The sequence below is a fragment of the Selenomonas sp. oral taxon 892 str. F0426 genome, assembly GCF_000468035.1.
In the GTDB taxonomy this organism is placed as follows: Bacteria; Bacillota; Negativicutes; order Selenomonadales; family Selenomonadaceae; genus Centipeda.
In genome coordinates, this window is sequence record NZ_KI260535.1 from 179,065 (window position 1) to 193,569 (window position 14,505).

A 14,505-nucleotide genomic window follows, 5' to 3' on the forward strand; every position below is an offset into this window, starting at 1 on the left:
CGCACAGATCTCCTCAGGAACGCTCTGCCCACTGCAGAATATGCCTTACCCAAAAGAAAAAGCCCATTCTGCAGTGTGCAGAACGGGCTTTTTCGGTATCGTTACTCAGTTCCCGACACGGTTTGGTCAACATCTGCCAAACTCTCTCTCGAGGCGAACGAATCCGCAAAATCTCCATCCCCATCACTCGCAGGTCAATCGGTGATTGTTAATCAAGCAGGTCTCCTGGCTTCAGTTCATCGCTCTCCCGCATCTTCCCAGGGATTTCTCCCCAGTGACTGCTGACCCATGGTCAGCGCGCGGAATCGCTCGCTGTTACAGTGGCGTGACCGCTCCGGCTTTTAACCGGATTCCCTATGAAGCAATCGAGGCTCTGCATGGCAAAACCTCTGCACTTGATCCATCATCAATATTTAGTTTTTATGGTACGATAGAATAGTACCACCAAAATCACTTCTTGTCAACAAAAAAAGAATCACTGCGCGAATTATCTTAACAGTGATTCTTCCCATGCATAATTTTCCTTACTCAAGGACATAGACCTCGACGCTGCGTCGTCCGAACTGAATCGCCTCGTCGTAACTCTCCATGCAGAGATCGATCGTATTCCCGACGATTGCGCCGCCCGTATCGGCTGCGATTGCCTCGCCATAGCCAGGGATAAAGAGGCGCGAGCCGAGCGGAATGACGTTCGGATCGACCGCGACGACGCCGCGACGCGCGACCATGCCTGTGGCCGTAATTCCGCTGCCGCCGCCGTCACTTGGGAGATACGCCGACGCATGCATCGTGTATGCCGCATGGTAACGCGGGATGCCGCGGCTGACGCGGTCTGCCTCACGCTCACGTGCACGGCGCTGCTCGGCAGCCAGCTCGTTCTCCGTAAGCTGGATGTGGAGATCGGCCGTGATCGGTGTATCCATCGACGGCGTCACATCGATCTCATGCGGATTATAACCGTACTCTGCCATGACGTCGGCAACCGTACGCCCGCTCGTTAAAACCTGCTGCGTATCGTCCCAGAACGAAATGCTCACGGGTACAGCACGGTGCACAGAGATCTCGGTATGACGCTCGTCCTCGTTGTGGAACACCTCATAGGTATCCTTCTCCCCGAGCTGCACGCCAAGCTTTTCAAAGATATCATTGGGCCTCGTCTGCACCGTCATATCGGTGATGGTCTCGCCGTCAACGTGCACGCTCACACGCTGCATATTTTTCGGCAAGCCGCTCATTGTGAATCCGCTGGAGAGCAGCATCATCCCCGCCAGTGTGGCGCAGAGCAACGTATTTTTCTTTGTATGAATCAGCTTTCCCAGTTTCTTCCACTGCATAGAACTCCCCCTTTTGTTGATGATAGTTTCCCACTTCAAGCTGAATTTTTCATGAAAAATGGGATTCAGAATAAAATTGAGAGCTATTTTCTCATATCATTCACCACTTTAGGGAAAATCATCCTATGCAAAAACCCTGTGCGCGGAGTACTCTCTACAGGCACAGGGTTTCGTTCTACAAAAGAACAATAAATTTATTCCATTTTATATCCATCGATTTAGTCGTTATTTCTCCACCAACTTTGGATAGAGGCGCCGCGCATTCTCCGTCGTATAGCGCGCGACCTCCTCGACGGATTCGCCGCGAATCTCCGCGATCTTCGCCGCGACGTGCACGACGTAGGCGGGCTCATTGCGCTTGCCGCGCTTCGGCACGGGCGCAAGGTAGGGGCTGTCCGTCTCAATGAGCAGTTTGTCCTGCGGTGCTTCGCGCACGATCGCGGGCAGTTTTCCCGCGTTCTTGAACGTCAGAGGGCCATCAATGCCGATATAGTAGCCGAGTTTCCACAGTTCGCGCGCCGTCTCGAGACTCCCCGAGTAGCAGTGCAGTACGCCCGTAAGATCACGTCCCACTGCCTGCAGGATGGCGAGTGTATCTCCGTGCGCCTCGCGGTCGTGGATGCAGACGGGCAGCCCCGCCGCACGCGCGAGATTCAACTGCGCGACAAAGAGCTCGCGCTGCACGGCACGCACCTTCGGATCTTTCTCCCAGTAGTAGTCCAGTCCAATCTCGCCGATCGCGACCACCTTCGGATGTTTTGCCCACGCGAGGATCTGCGCACGCTCTTCATCTGCCAGCACGTACGCACTCTCGGGATGCACACCAACGGCGGCATAGAGCGCGGGATAGCGTTCCGCATCCGCCACCACCTGCGCGGACGCCGCCATCGTATCGCCCATGCTGATAATCTGCATGACCCCCGCCTCCTCGGCGCGTGCAATCATGTCTGCACGGTCGTCATCGTAGCGTTCGTCATACAGATGTGCGTGCGTATCAATGAATGTCGTCATTTTTCTGTCTCAATGCGCGGGAACAGCTGCTCCGCCGTTCCGACCGTATGTCCGTCCTCTGTCCCGCCCCACGCAGTGTCAGAGAGCTGCACCGCTGCAAAGTCCGACGTGAAGCCCAGCTGCTCATGAATACGGCGCGCGGTCACGGGCAGGAACGGGGAGATGAGGACGCTCGTAATCCGCAGCGACTCGACGAGATGATAGAGCACGGAGTCGAGCTCTGCCGCCTTCGCCTCGTCCTTTGCGAGCGTCCACGGCGCGGTCTCGTCGATGTATTTGTTCGTGCGCGAGATGAGAGCCCACGACGTCTTGATCGCCGCCGACAGCTCCATCTCCTCCATCTGCTCCGTATAGTCACGCACCGTCGCCGCAGCCATCTCCTCAAGTGCCGCGTCGAAGTCCGTGCGTCCTGCCCCCTTTGTGACAGCGCCTTTCCGATACTTCTTTGCCATCGAAAGGGTGCGATGCAGCAGGTTGCCGAGATCGTTCGCCAGATCCGAGTTGATGCGCCCGATGAGCGCATCGCGCGAGATGTTGCCGTCCTGCCCGAGCGTGATCTCACGCAGCAGGAAGTAACGCACGGCATCCGCGCCGAACTCCTCGATGAGCCCGATCGGGTCGACGACGTTGCCGACCGACTTCGACATCTTTGCCCCATCTACAATCAGCCAGCCGTGCCCATAGACCTTTTTCGGCAGGTCAATGCCGAGCGCCATCAGCATACAGCCCCAGATAATCGTGTGGAAGCGTACGATCTCCTTGCCGACGAGATGCACATCCGCCGGCCAGTAGTGATTGAATTTCACCTTGTCGTCCATGTAGCCGATCGGCGTGAGATAGTTCGTGAGCGCGTCGAACCAGACGTAAACGACATGCTTTGGGTCAAACGGTACGGGAATGCCCCAGTCAAACGACGTGCGCGAGACGCAGAGATCCTCAAGACCCTGCTCGATGAACGCGATCATCTCGTTGCGGCGCGAGACGGGCTGGATAAAGTCCGGGTGCTCATTGATATACGCGAGCAGGCGATCTGCATATTTGCTCATGCGGAAGAAGTATGCCTCCTCCGCAACCTCCTGCACGGGACGGTGGCAGTCGGGGCAGCAGCCGTTCTCGTCCAGCTGCAGCTGCGTCCAGTAGCTCTCGCACGGCGTGCAGTACTGTCCCTTGTACGCGCCCTTGTAGATGTCGCCCTGATCGTAGATCTGCTGAAAAATATTCTGTACGAGTGCATGATGGCGCTCCTCGGACGTGCGGATGAAATCGTCATAGGAGATGCCGAGCAAACGCCACAGCTCCTGAAACCCTGCAACGATACGGTCAACGTACTGGATGGGGGTTACCCCCTCCTTCTCCGCCGCCTGCTGAATCTTCTGCCCATGCTCATCCGAGCCGGTCAGAAAGAACACGTCGTAGCCTGCGAGCCGCTTGAACCGCGCGATCGTATCCGCAACCGTCGTGCAGTAGGCGTGTCCTATGTGAAGCTTCGCGCTCGGGTAGTAGATCGGTGTTGTAATGTAAAATGGAGTCTTTCCGCTCATCCTAAATTCCTCGTTTCGATATAATTTCTTTATATAGTAGCACAGACCGTGCAGGGTGACAACTGCGGCGATGATCCTGCACTCACACCTCCGCCAGCAGTGCCTGATAGACCGTCCTGCGGGATATGCCGAGTTCCTGTGCGGTGCGGCGCATGGCTTCTTTCTTGTCCAAACCTTTGGCAATATGCGCCTCATAACGCTCCGTGAGGGACATCTCCTCCACATCATCTGCAAGGGCGGCATTCTCGTCCGCACCCGCGACGATGAGCACAAACTCGCCGCGCGGTTCGTTTTCCTCATAGTACGCAAGAAGTTCACCGAGCGACGCACGCTGGTACTCCTCAAACTTCTTCGTCAGCTCGCGCGCCGCGCACGCCCGCCGCTCTGCACCAAGCTCCGCCGCAAGAGCGGCAAGCGTCTCACGCAGACGGTGCGGAGCCTCATAGAAGATAAGCGTCTCGGGATAGGCGGCGACGCGCGTGAGCACCTCACGCCGCTTCTTCTCCTTGCGCGGGAGGAATCCGACGAAGGTAAATCCCTCAAGCGGCAGCCCCGCGCAGATAAGTGCTGATAGAGCCGCATTTGCGCCCGGCAGCGGCGTCACGGGAATGCCTGCCGCAATGGCACGGTGCGCAAGGTCGCCGCCGGGATCGGCGATGCCCGGCAGACCTGCATCGCTGACGCAGACAATGGTCTCACCCGCCTGCATCCGCGCAGTCAGCTCCGCCCCCTTTTCCTCCTTGTTATGCTCGTGGTAGCTCGTCATGGGCGTGTGGATATCGTAGTGCGCGAGGAGTCCGCGCGTGTGCCGCGTGTCCTCAGCGGCGATCACATCCGCTGCGCGCAGCATCTCGACAGCGCGATAGGTGATGTCACCGAGATTGCCGATGGGCGTAGCACAAAGATAGAGTCGTCCCGTCACTGTCATTCCTCCGCTTATTTTCTTCTTTTGTTTATACGGCACGGATGATGTATTGTCAAGGGATGGTTATGAAAATGCCTTCGCTCCTAAAAGTTCGATTATATTTCTCATTTTTGCCTTTTCATTTCCACGCCATTCATATATAGTAGGGACAGAAATAAGGAATAATTAAGGGGGATATATATGGACGAAAAATCACGCGTTCTCATTGTTGAGGATGAGGTTCGTATTGCGCGCTTCCTGCAGATGGAGCTGGAGCACGAGGGCTTCGAGGCGGAAACCGAGGGCAACGGCACACGCGCCTATGAACGCATTATCCAGGAGAATTTCGATATCATTCTGCTCGATGTTATGCTCCCCGGTATGGACGGCATTGAGATCTGCCGTCGTGTCCGCACGGTCTCGAATGTGCCCATCATCATGCTGACGGCACGCGACGCCGTCGAGGATCGCGTAGAGGGTCTCGACATCGGCGCAGACGACTACATTACAAAACCGTTTGCTGTACCCGAACTGCTCGCGCGCCTCAGGAATGCACTGCGCCGCCGTGACATCTCGACGGAGGATGCCTCCGACCGCCTCACGGTGAAGAATCTCATCATGTTCCTCTCGCGCTACGAGGTTCAGGTGGACGGCGAGACGGTTGCTCTCACGAAGCGCGAATACGACCTTCTCGAGTATCTCCTGCGCAACAAGCGCACGGTACTGACGCGCGATCAGATCCTGCAGGAGGTATGGGGCTTCGACTATACGGGCGAGACCAACGTGGTCGATGTCTATATCCGTTACCTGCGTGCCAAGCTGGATGACCGCTTCAACAAGAAGTACATCTACACGGTGCGGGGCGTCGGGTATGTTGTCCGGGACTAAGTCTCGCTTTGCCCGCTGGATCGATCGCTATTTCTACATTCGAATTTCCACAAAGATCACCCTGCTGTACGCGGCAATCCTCTTTTTCGTGCTCATTCTCTCGACGGCGATTCTGGGGGTTGGCGCGTATATCTATTTTTATCGGCAGGCAGAGGTCGATCTTGACCGCAGCATCCATCACGTGATGAGCAATATCGAAAGCGGCTATGCAGCAGAGGCAAAGTTCTGGTTCGAGGGACCTGTCATCCCCGGCGTTATCGTGCGGATCACAGACAGTGCGGGCCGCGTTGTGCTTGACACGGACGATCATTTCCCGTCCATCGAGACCGTGGAGCGCGGCCGCATCACGACGCCGGTCTGGGCAAATCCCGAGATGGAGGTCTCGGAGTTCCAGGGTGGTGCAGTCTATCATGCGCAACGCAGCGTCGAGTATGGCGGCATCCCTTATCAGATTCATTTCTTCCGTACAATCACAACAGAAAAGGATTTTTTTAGTTCCCTGCAGCGGCTTCTCTTCTATACAGTTGCCGTCTGCTTCGTACTCGCTCTCATCGCCGGCCATTTCATCAGCCGACGCATCCTTACCCCCATCCGTCAGATCACCTGGACGGCACGCAGCATCGAGGTGGAACGGCTCGGACGTCGCCTCGAAGTTCCGCGTGCACGCGATGAGCTCTCTGAGCTTGCCCGTACGTTCAACCGCATGCTCGATCGTCTGCAGGAGGGCTTTACGCAGCAGCAGCGTTTCGTCTCCGACGCATCACACGAACTGCGCACACCACTCACCGTCATCCTCGGCTACTCCGATATGCTCTCGCGCTGGGGGCGTGAGGACAAAAACATCCTGGACGAAGGCATTACCGCCATCCGTTCCGAGGCGGAGAATATGCAGCAGCTCATCGAAAAGCTGCTCTTTCTTGCGCGTGCGGATCAGAAGCGGCAGGCTGTCAACAAGGAGGAAGTCGATCTTGCCGAGCTGCTCTATGACACGATGGAAAAGATGGAGACAGTGACCACCTCACATGAGGTGACGCTTGGCCGCAACGACCCTGCGATCGTCGATGCCGACCCCGTTCTCCTGCGGCAGCTTCTGCGCATCTTCCTCGAGAACAGTCTGAAATACACTCCTCCAGGCGGTCACATCCACGCCTACTCCATCCTCTCAGCAGATGGTTCTTCCGTCACGGTGACACTCGCGGATGACGGCATTGGAATTGCACCCGAGCATCAGGATCGCATCTTCGACCGATTCTACCGTGTGGACTCCTCCCGCACGAAAGAGACCGGCGGATCGGGACTGGGGCTCTCGATCGCACGTTGGATCGCCGAGCGCCATGACATCACCATCAAGCTGCATAGTGCTGTGGACGAGGGTACAACGATCACGCTCACGATCCCAACCATACGCGGGTAAAAAAGAGACTTCGCCTGTGCAGTACACAGACGGAGCCTTTTGTGATACAATGAACACATAAAAGATACGTCAAGATGATGGTGCTGAATGTATCAGTTCCTAAACATCCAGAGAAAGGGCGGATTGCTATGAAAATCCTCATCACGGGCGCGACTGGACAGCTGGGCCAAGACTGTGTAAAGGAGTGCAAGGCGCGCGGACACGAGGTGCATGGAGTCTCCTCCGAGCTCTTCCCCCTGTCTGACGAGAATGTCATGCGTGCTGTCATCGAGGCGACACAGCCCGATGCCATCCTCCATGCAGCGGCCTATACCGCTGTCGACAAGGCAGAGGAGGAGCCCGCACTCTGCCGTACCGTCAATGCCGCAGGTACGGAGATCCTCGCACGCCTTGCACACGCGCAGGGTGCAAAGCTTCTCTACATCAGCACGGACTATGTCTTTCCAGGCACAGGTGACACCCCCTATGAGACAGACGCACCTACAGCGCCGCTCGGTGTCTACGGTGCATCGAAGCTCGCCGGCGAGGAGGCCGTACAAGAACATCTCGAGAAATATTTTATCGTCCGCATCTCTTGGGTGTTCGGACTTCACGGAAAGAATTTCGTCAAGACCATGCTCGACCTCGCCCGCACGCACAAGAGCCTCTCCATCGTCGGTGATCAGATTGGCTCGCCGACCTATACGCGTGACCTCGCGCCGCTGCTTGCCGATATACTCGAGAGCGAGAAGTACGGCATCTACCACGCAACGAATGAAGGCTTCTGCTCATGGGCAAAGTTTGCCGCTGAGATCTTTCGCCAGGCAGGTGCCGCTGTCAACGTCACTTCCATTCCCTCACATATGTACCCGACGAAGGCCGTACGTCCAAAGAACTCCCGCCTCAGCAAAAAAAGTCTTGACGATGCGGGCTTCCATCGTTTGCCGTCATGGGAGGATGCAGTTGGAAGATTCCTGACGGAGCTGAAGGAAATGGAACCATGATCCGCGTCTAAAGCCCCTGTGGTGTCCCTAAACGCCTCCGCCTCTCATGTATACCCGCACAATACAGTGACAATATATGCCCTATCTGTTATAATGGGGCATATTTTTATTTTAAGGAGGAATCCACTTGCTCAGCAACATCAGCCGCAAGTACCGCGAGACGGCACTTATCAAGCTTATCGCGGTCGGTCTCATCATCGGCATCGCCATCGCGCTCTATGCGCCGCCCCTCATCCCACTCGTCGCCGTGCTCGGCGATGTCTTTGTCCGCGCACTGAAGGGAGTCGCGCCGATTCTCGTCTTCGTACTCGTCATGAACGCCATGGCGCAGCGCAGCATCGGCACAGGGACGGCACTCAAGCCAATCGTCCGTCTCTACATCATTGCGACATTCCTCGCATCCCTTGTCGCTGTAGCCTTCTCCTTCGCATTTCCATCGACCCTGCACCTTGCCGTGGCAGACGCAACTGTAGCTCCGCCGAGCGGCATTGTTGAGGTCGTACACAACCTAGTTCTCAAAGTTGTTGACAACCCCATCAACGCGATTGCAAGCGCCAACTACATCGGCATACTCGCCTGGAGTGTGCTCGCCGGTATTGCGCTCCAGAAAGCAAGTCCGACAACCAAGAACACAGTGCACGACTTTGCGGTCGTCATGACACAGATCGTCCTCTGGGTCATTCGCTTCGCACCGTTCGGCATCATGGGACTTGTTGCAGATGCGGTTGGAACGAGCGGTGTGGATGCCCTCATCAGCTATCTGCAGCTGCTTGCCGTCCTGATTGGTGCATTCTTCTCTGTTGCACTCATCATGAACCCCCTCATTGTCTGGATGCACATCCGCCGCAATCCGTTCCCGCTCGTCTTTACGACCCTGCGTGAGAGTGGTATCTACGCATTCTTCACACGCAGCTCCGCTGCAAATATCCCGGTCAACCTCCAGCTCTGCAAGCGTCTTCGCCTGAACGAGGAGGTCTACTCCATCTCGATCCCGCTTGGCGCGACCATCAACATGAGCGGCGCCGCGATCACGATCGCCATTCTCTCACTCGCCGCGGCCAATACGCTTGGCATCCATGTCGATCTTCCGACCGCCCTGCTGCTCTGCCTCATCGCCACGATTGGCGCGTGCGGTGCCTCGGGCGTTGCGGGCGGTTCACTGCTCCTCATTCCCGTCGCCTGCTCCTCGTTCGGCATCAGCAACGATATTGCGATGCAGGTCGTCGGCGTCGGCTTCATCATCGGTGTTCTCCAGGACTCCTGCGAGACGGCACTCAACAGCTCCACCGATGTCCTCTTCACGGCAACGGCAGAGTTTGCTGACCGTGTTAAAGCAGGTACACTGACCGATGAGGATATGATTCCAAAAGCATAAAACAAGCAAGCAAAAAGCGATTTCTGTGCAAATGCACAAAAATCGCTTTTTTATTTATTTCAGAGATAGCGAAGACGGCGGTTCAGCGTCACACCAAGCGCAGCTGCAGCAACAGCCTTGATGAGATCCCCGGGGATATACTGGACAAGTGCCATAAATGCGGCGACAATCCCTGCAAATTTATCCCCAAAGAGAATCGTCAGCCAGAGTGTTGCAATCGCATAGGTGACCGGCACGCTTACGAGTGCTCCCACCAGAGCGTAACGCGGGAAGGAGGGTTCTTTGCCCTTCAGCATGCTCATCAGCGTATAGGCGAGAAAGAAGCCGATGAAGAAGCCGCCGCGCGGACCGAAGATGATGCCGAGCCCGCCGACGCCGCCGGCGAAGACAGGCAGTCCGACCGCACCAAGCACGGTGTAGCCGATGAGGACAACAGCTGTCTGGCGCGGTGTGAGGACGAGTGCCGCAAGGCACATAACAAAGGTCTGCATCGTAAGCGGTGCCATGAACGGCACAGGAATCGCAATGTACGCGCTCACGCAGATCAACGCAATGCACAGTGCCATACGCGTTGTGTTGCGTACGGAAAAGAATTTATCATCATGGGACGACATGAAAACACGCTCCTTCTTTATTATTCCACGCCATTCTACATCAAAAGAGGTGAAGCGTCAACTCGTTTTATAAAAACGGTTAACAGACTTCGCTCATGACAAAAAAGACTCCCCATGTTATACTATGCGCGTTGCCATCCCCGATACGGGCACGGAGAGGGGGTTGACTACAATGGACGTACTCATGTCGTTGCTCGTCTCTATCGTGGCAAGTGTAATCGCACATTACATTTGCAAATGGTTGGATGGAGGCAATGAGTAGGCAGCCAACCTAGGGAGCTAAGCCCACCCTGCAAAAAAAGGCATAGAAAAACCGGCAGTCGCACCTGCCGGTTTTTCGTGTTGACTCAGAAACGCATCATGTCGTTGTTTCTAGACGAAGTATAACACTTCCGCCATCAAATTGCAATACTCAGTTCGTCAGCTGTTCGAGGCGTGAAAGATCGACTTCCTCGTGCACTTCTTCGACGATCTCCTCCTCTTCGACCACTTCCACGACCTGCGGTGCGTGATCGATGATCTCGAGGTTGCGGTAGCGGGTCATACCCGTACCTGCAGGGATGAGCTTGCCGATGATGACGTTTTCCTTCAGACCCACGAGCGGATCGATCTTTCCCTTGATCGCGGCGTCGGTGAGGACACGCGTGGTCTCCTGGAAGGATGCCGCTGAGAGGAAGGAATCCGTCGCGAGCGACGCTTTCGTGATGCCGAGCAGAATGGGTTTTGCCACAGCAGGCTCGCCATCCTCCTCGATCGCCTTCGTATTCGCCGCCTCGAATGCGTTGATCTCAATGTATTCACCGGGCAGGAACTCCGTCGTGCCGGACTCCTCGATCTTGACCTTGTGCAGCATCTGCCGCACCATGACCTCGATGTGTTTGTCGTTGATCTCAACGCCCTGCGACTTGTAGACCTTCTGAACCTCGTAGACGAGGTAGCGCTGGGTCGCCTGCAGTCCGCAGACACGCAGGATGTCGTGCGGGTTCACAGAACCCTCGGTGATCTTGTCCCCGATCTTCAACTCTGCGCCGTCACGCACCGCCATGCGTGCACCGAACGGTACAGAGTACTCGCGCGGCACGCCGCCCTCGGGCGTGATCGTAACCGTGCGCATGCCCTTGCCCGTATCCTCAATCGAGACAACGCCCTCGTTCTCTGCGATAATCGCGTTATGCTTGGGCTTGCGGGCCTCGAACAGTTCCTCGACGCGGGGCAGACCCTGCGTGATATCGTCACCCGCGACGCCGCCCGAGTGGAACGTACGCATCGTGAGCTGCGTGCCCGGTTCGCCGATCGACTGCGCGGCAATGATGCCGACCGCCTCGCCGATCTCAACCTCTGCCTGATTGGCAAGGTCGCGCCCGTAGCACTTCATGCAGACACCAAACTGGGATTTGCAGGTCAGTACGCTGCGGATGGAGACGCGCTTGCGCACTCCCTCGATCCGCTTCGCGAGATCCTCATCCACGGGGTCGTTAATATGGGCGATCTTCTCACCCGTTGCCTCATCCACAATATCCTCGGCGAGGACGCGTCCGACAATGCGGTCAGCAAGCGACTCAATGACACCTGTCCCCTCGGTGATTGCCTCTACCTCAATGCCGCGGACGTTATTGTTGCGGATGTGGAGCTCGTGCAGCTCCGAGTTGATGATAGCATCCACCATCTTGTCCGTAAGCACTGTGCCCTCGGCAGCGAGTACCGCGCCGTCCTCCAGGACGGCCTCTCGTACGACTTCCTTGCCGCTGAGTTCGCGGACAATCGCCGTACGGACTTTCTTGCGCTTCTTCGCATCCGGCTCACCGAGTGTGATGCTCTCCGTGACCATGGCGTTGCTGACAGCCCCCTCTGCATTGATGGAGGAGCCGCGCACCATAATCTCGCGGATGTCACGCTCACCGATGGTCTCAAGGACATCATCATCGAGGACGGTATCCTGCGGATAGAGCACATCCTTTGTCTTGGGATCGTAGATCGCTGCTGCGAGAAGTCGGCCCATCAGGCTGTCCACGAGCAGCTCAAGCGCGTCAAATGCGGACTCTGCGAGACGCGCGCGCACCTGCATGAGATTGATCGCGGAGACATCGCAGTCCTCTTCGCGGACGATAACATCCTGTGCCACATCAACGAGACGGCGTGTCAGATAGCCCGAGTCCGCCGTACGGAGAGCCGTATCAGCAAGACCCTTGCGTGCACCGTGCGAGGAGATGAAGTAATCGGAAACGGTGAGACCCTCGCGGAAGTTCGCCGTGATCGGCAGATCGATGATCTTGCCCGAGGGGTCGGCCATCAGACCGCGCATACCCGCAAGCTGGCGCATCTGCTGCTTATTGCCGCGCGCGCCGGAGTCCGCCATCATGAAGATGGGGTTGAACGGATCCATGTTTTCCATCATGGCATCCGCCACATCGTCCGTTGCCTTCGTCCAAAGCTGAACGACCTTTTTGTAACGCTCGTCCTCCGTGATAAGTCCGCGTCCGAACTGGCGCTCGACCTTGTTGACGAGTGCCTGCGTGTCCGCGATGATATCCTTCTTTTTCGGCGGAACGATGACATCAGAGACGGCAACCGTCATGCCCGCGATGCAGGCATAGTGGTAGCCGAGATTTTTCACATTGTCGATGACCTCGGCGGTCTTGGTCGCACCGAAGTGATCGTAGCAGTTTGCAACAAGCTTGCCGAGCTCCTTTTTGTTCATGAGAACGCCAAGGCTCCACTCACCTGTCTCGGCATCCTGCCGATAGTGACGCAGCTCTTCGGGCAGGATCTCACTGAAGATGAGACGACCGAGGGAACTCCGGACAAGTCCGTAGCCCGCAACCTGCACGCGGATCTCCGCCTGCAGATCGAGCACCTTCTCCTGATAGGCGAGCAGTGCCTCTGCGATGCCCGTAAAGACCTTGCCCTCGCCCTTTGCGCCAGGACGCACCTTCGTCAGGTAGTATGAGCCGAGCACCATGTCCTGCGAGGGGACAATGATGGGCTTGCCGTCCTTCGGGGCAAGGATGTGGTTCGCGGCGAGCATGAGCACGCGCGCCTCAGTCTGTGCCTCGGCAGAGAGCGGCAGATGGATTGCCATCTGGTCGCCGTCAAAGTCCGCATTGTACGCCGTACATGCGAGCGGATGCAGCTTCAGCGCACGCCCCTCGGTCAGCACTGGCTCAAATGCCTGGATGCCGAGGCGGTGCAGCGTCGGTGCGCGGTTGAGGAGAACCGGATGCTCCTTGATGACATCCTCAAGCACGTCCCAGACCTCGGGACGCGCGCGCTCGACCATGCGCTTTGCCGACTTGATGTTGTGCGCTGCGCCGTCAGCCTGCAGCTTCTTCATGACGAACGGCTTAAAGAGCTCGAGCGCCATCTCCTTCGGCAGACCGCACTGATGGAGTTTCAGCTCAGGTCCAACGACAATAACGGAACGTCCCGAGTAGTCGACGCGCTTGCCGAGGAGGTTCTGGCGGAACCTCCCCTGCTTGCCCTTGAGCATATCCGAGAGCGACTTGAGCGCGCGGTTGCCGGGTCCCGTGACGGGTCGGCCGCGGCGGCCGTTGTCGATCAGCGCATCCACCGCCTCCTGCAGCATGCGCTTTTCGTTGCGCACGATGATGTCGGGCGCCCCCAGGTCGAGCAGACGGCGCAGACGGTTGTTGCGGTTGATGACGCGGCGGTAGAGGTCGTTGAGGTCAGACGTCGCAAAACGCCCGCCGTCGAGCTGCACCATTGGGCGCAGATCGGGCGGAATCACAGGAACAACGTCCATAATCATCCACGAGGGCTTATTGCCCGACTTGCGGAACGCCTCCACCACCTCGAGGCGGCGGATCGCACGCACCTTTTTCTGACCGGAGGTCGTCTTTACGTCGTTTCGGAGCTGTGCACTCATTTGCTCAAGATCAAGCTCTTCGAGCAGCTCCTTGATCGCCTCTGCGCCCATGCCGACGCGGAAAGTATTGCCATACTTCTCAAGCGCGTCATGGTACTCGCGCTCGGAGAGCAGTTCCTTTTTCTTGAGATCGGTTTCGCCCGCATCAATGACGATGTAGTAGGCGAAGTACAGAACTTTCTCGAGAGAACGCGGAGACACATCGAGGATGAGTCCCATGCGGCTCGGGATGCCCTTGAAATACCAAATGTGCGAAACGGGCGCAGCAAGTTCGATATGCCCCATGCGCTCACGGCGCACCTTCGCACGCGTCACCTCGACGCCGCAGCGATCGCAGACGACGCCCTTGTAACGGATGCGCTTATACTTGCCGCAGTGGCACTCCCAGTCACGTGTGGGTCCGAAGATCCGCTCACAGAAGAGGCCGTCGCGCTCGGGCTTGAGCGTGCGGTAGTTGATGGTCTCGGGCTTCTTTACCTCGCCGTGCGACCACTCACGAATTTTATCGGGGGAAGCGAGTCCAATCCGCATTGAGTCAAAATTGTTTACATCCAGCAA

Annotated in this window: 10 protein-coding genes and 1 riboswitch; of the genes, 4 read left to right on the plus strand and 6 right to left on the minus strand. The window is 57.1% G+C overall.

The features are described from left to right. Window positions 1-197: 197 nt before the first annotated feature. Window positions 198-414, minus strand: a riboswitch (cobalamin riboswitch). Window positions 415-524: 110 nt separating this feature from the next. The 4 genes from HMPREF1992_RS04610 to rsmI all read right to left on the minus strand — a co-directional run bounded on the left by HMPREF1992_RS04610 (window position 525) and on the right by rsmI (window position 4,814). After that, on the minus strand, window positions 525-1,334 hold the full coding sequence (locus tag HMPREF1992_RS04610; protein WP_021684690.1) for a G5 and 3D domain-containing protein: 810 nt from the start codon (window positions 1,332-1,334) through the stop codon (window positions 525-527). Window positions 1,335-1,559: 225 nt separating this feature from the next. After that, window positions 1,560-2,345, minus strand: a complete 786-nt coding sequence (locus tag HMPREF1992_RS04615; RefSeq protein WP_021684692.1) for a TatD family hydrolase — start codon at window positions 2,343-2,345, stop codon at window positions 1,560-1,562. Beyond that, window positions 2,342-3,886 (minus strand): methionine--tRNA ligase, encoded by a 1,545-nt coding sequence (gene metG / locus HMPREF1992_RS04620; RefSeq protein ID WP_021684693.1) that lies wholly within the window; start codon window positions 3,884-3,886, stop codon window positions 2,342-2,344. Before metG ends, HMPREF1992_RS04615 begins: the two co-directional genes overlap by 4 nt. Window positions 3,887-3,968: 82 nt before the next feature. Beyond that, window positions 3,969-4,814: a 16S rRNA (cytidine(1402)-2'-O)-methyltransferase gene (gene rsmI / locus HMPREF1992_RS04625; protein WP_021684694.1), complete on the minus strand. Its 846-nt coding sequence runs from the start codon at window positions 4,812-4,814 to the stop codon at window positions 3,969-3,971. Window positions 4,815-4,991: 177 nt separating this feature from the next. Between rsmI and HMPREF1992_RS04630 the strand changes: the two genes are divergently transcribed. From HMPREF1992_RS04630 to sstT, 4 genes are all read left to right on the plus strand, one after another. Then, window positions 4,992-5,678, plus strand: coding sequence for a response regulator transcription factor (locus HMPREF1992_RS04630; RefSeq protein WP_021684695.1), 687 nt, complete (start codon window positions 4,992-4,994; stop codon window positions 5,676-5,678). After that, complete coding sequence (locus tag HMPREF1992_RS04635) at window positions 5,662-7,092, plus strand: cell wall metabolism sensor histidine kinase WalK (RefSeq protein WP_021684696.1); 1,431 nt, start codon at window positions 5,662-5,664, stop codon at window positions 7,090-7,092. The genes HMPREF1992_RS04630 and HMPREF1992_RS04635 overlap by 17 nt, the downstream gene beginning before the upstream one ends. Before the next feature lie 128 nt (window positions 7,093-7,220). Further along, window positions 7,221-8,075, plus strand: coding sequence for a dTDP-4-dehydrorhamnose reductase (gene rfbD, locus HMPREF1992_RS04640; RefSeq protein ID WP_037358586.1), 855 nt, complete (start codon window positions 7,221-7,223; stop codon window positions 8,073-8,075). Window positions 8,076-8,202: 127 nt separating this feature from the next. Beyond that, complete coding sequence (gene sstT / locus HMPREF1992_RS04645; protein WP_021684698.1) at window positions 8,203-9,450, plus strand: serine/threonine transporter SstT; 1,248 nt, start codon at window positions 8,203-8,205, stop codon at window positions 9,448-9,450. Window positions 9,451-9,509: 59 nt separating this feature from the next. On the opposite strand, the gene HMPREF1992_RS04650 is transcribed toward sstT, so the two are convergent. Together HMPREF1992_RS04650 and rpoC are read right to left on the minus strand one after the other, a co-directional pair. After that, complete coding sequence (locus HMPREF1992_RS04650; RefSeq protein WP_037358589.1) at window positions 9,510-10,064, minus strand: biotin transporter BioY; 555 nt, start codon at window positions 10,062-10,064, stop codon at window positions 9,510-9,512. A 412-nt stretch (window positions 10,065-10,476) separates the two neighbouring features. Then, the gene (gene rpoC, locus HMPREF1992_RS04655) at window positions 10,477-14,478 is read right to left on the minus strand and encodes a DNA-directed RNA polymerase subunit beta' (protein WP_021684701.1); all 4,002 of its coding nucleotides are present in this window, start codon (window positions 14,476-14,478) and stop codon (window positions 10,477-10,479) included. Window positions 14,479-14,505: the final 27 nt, after the last annotated feature.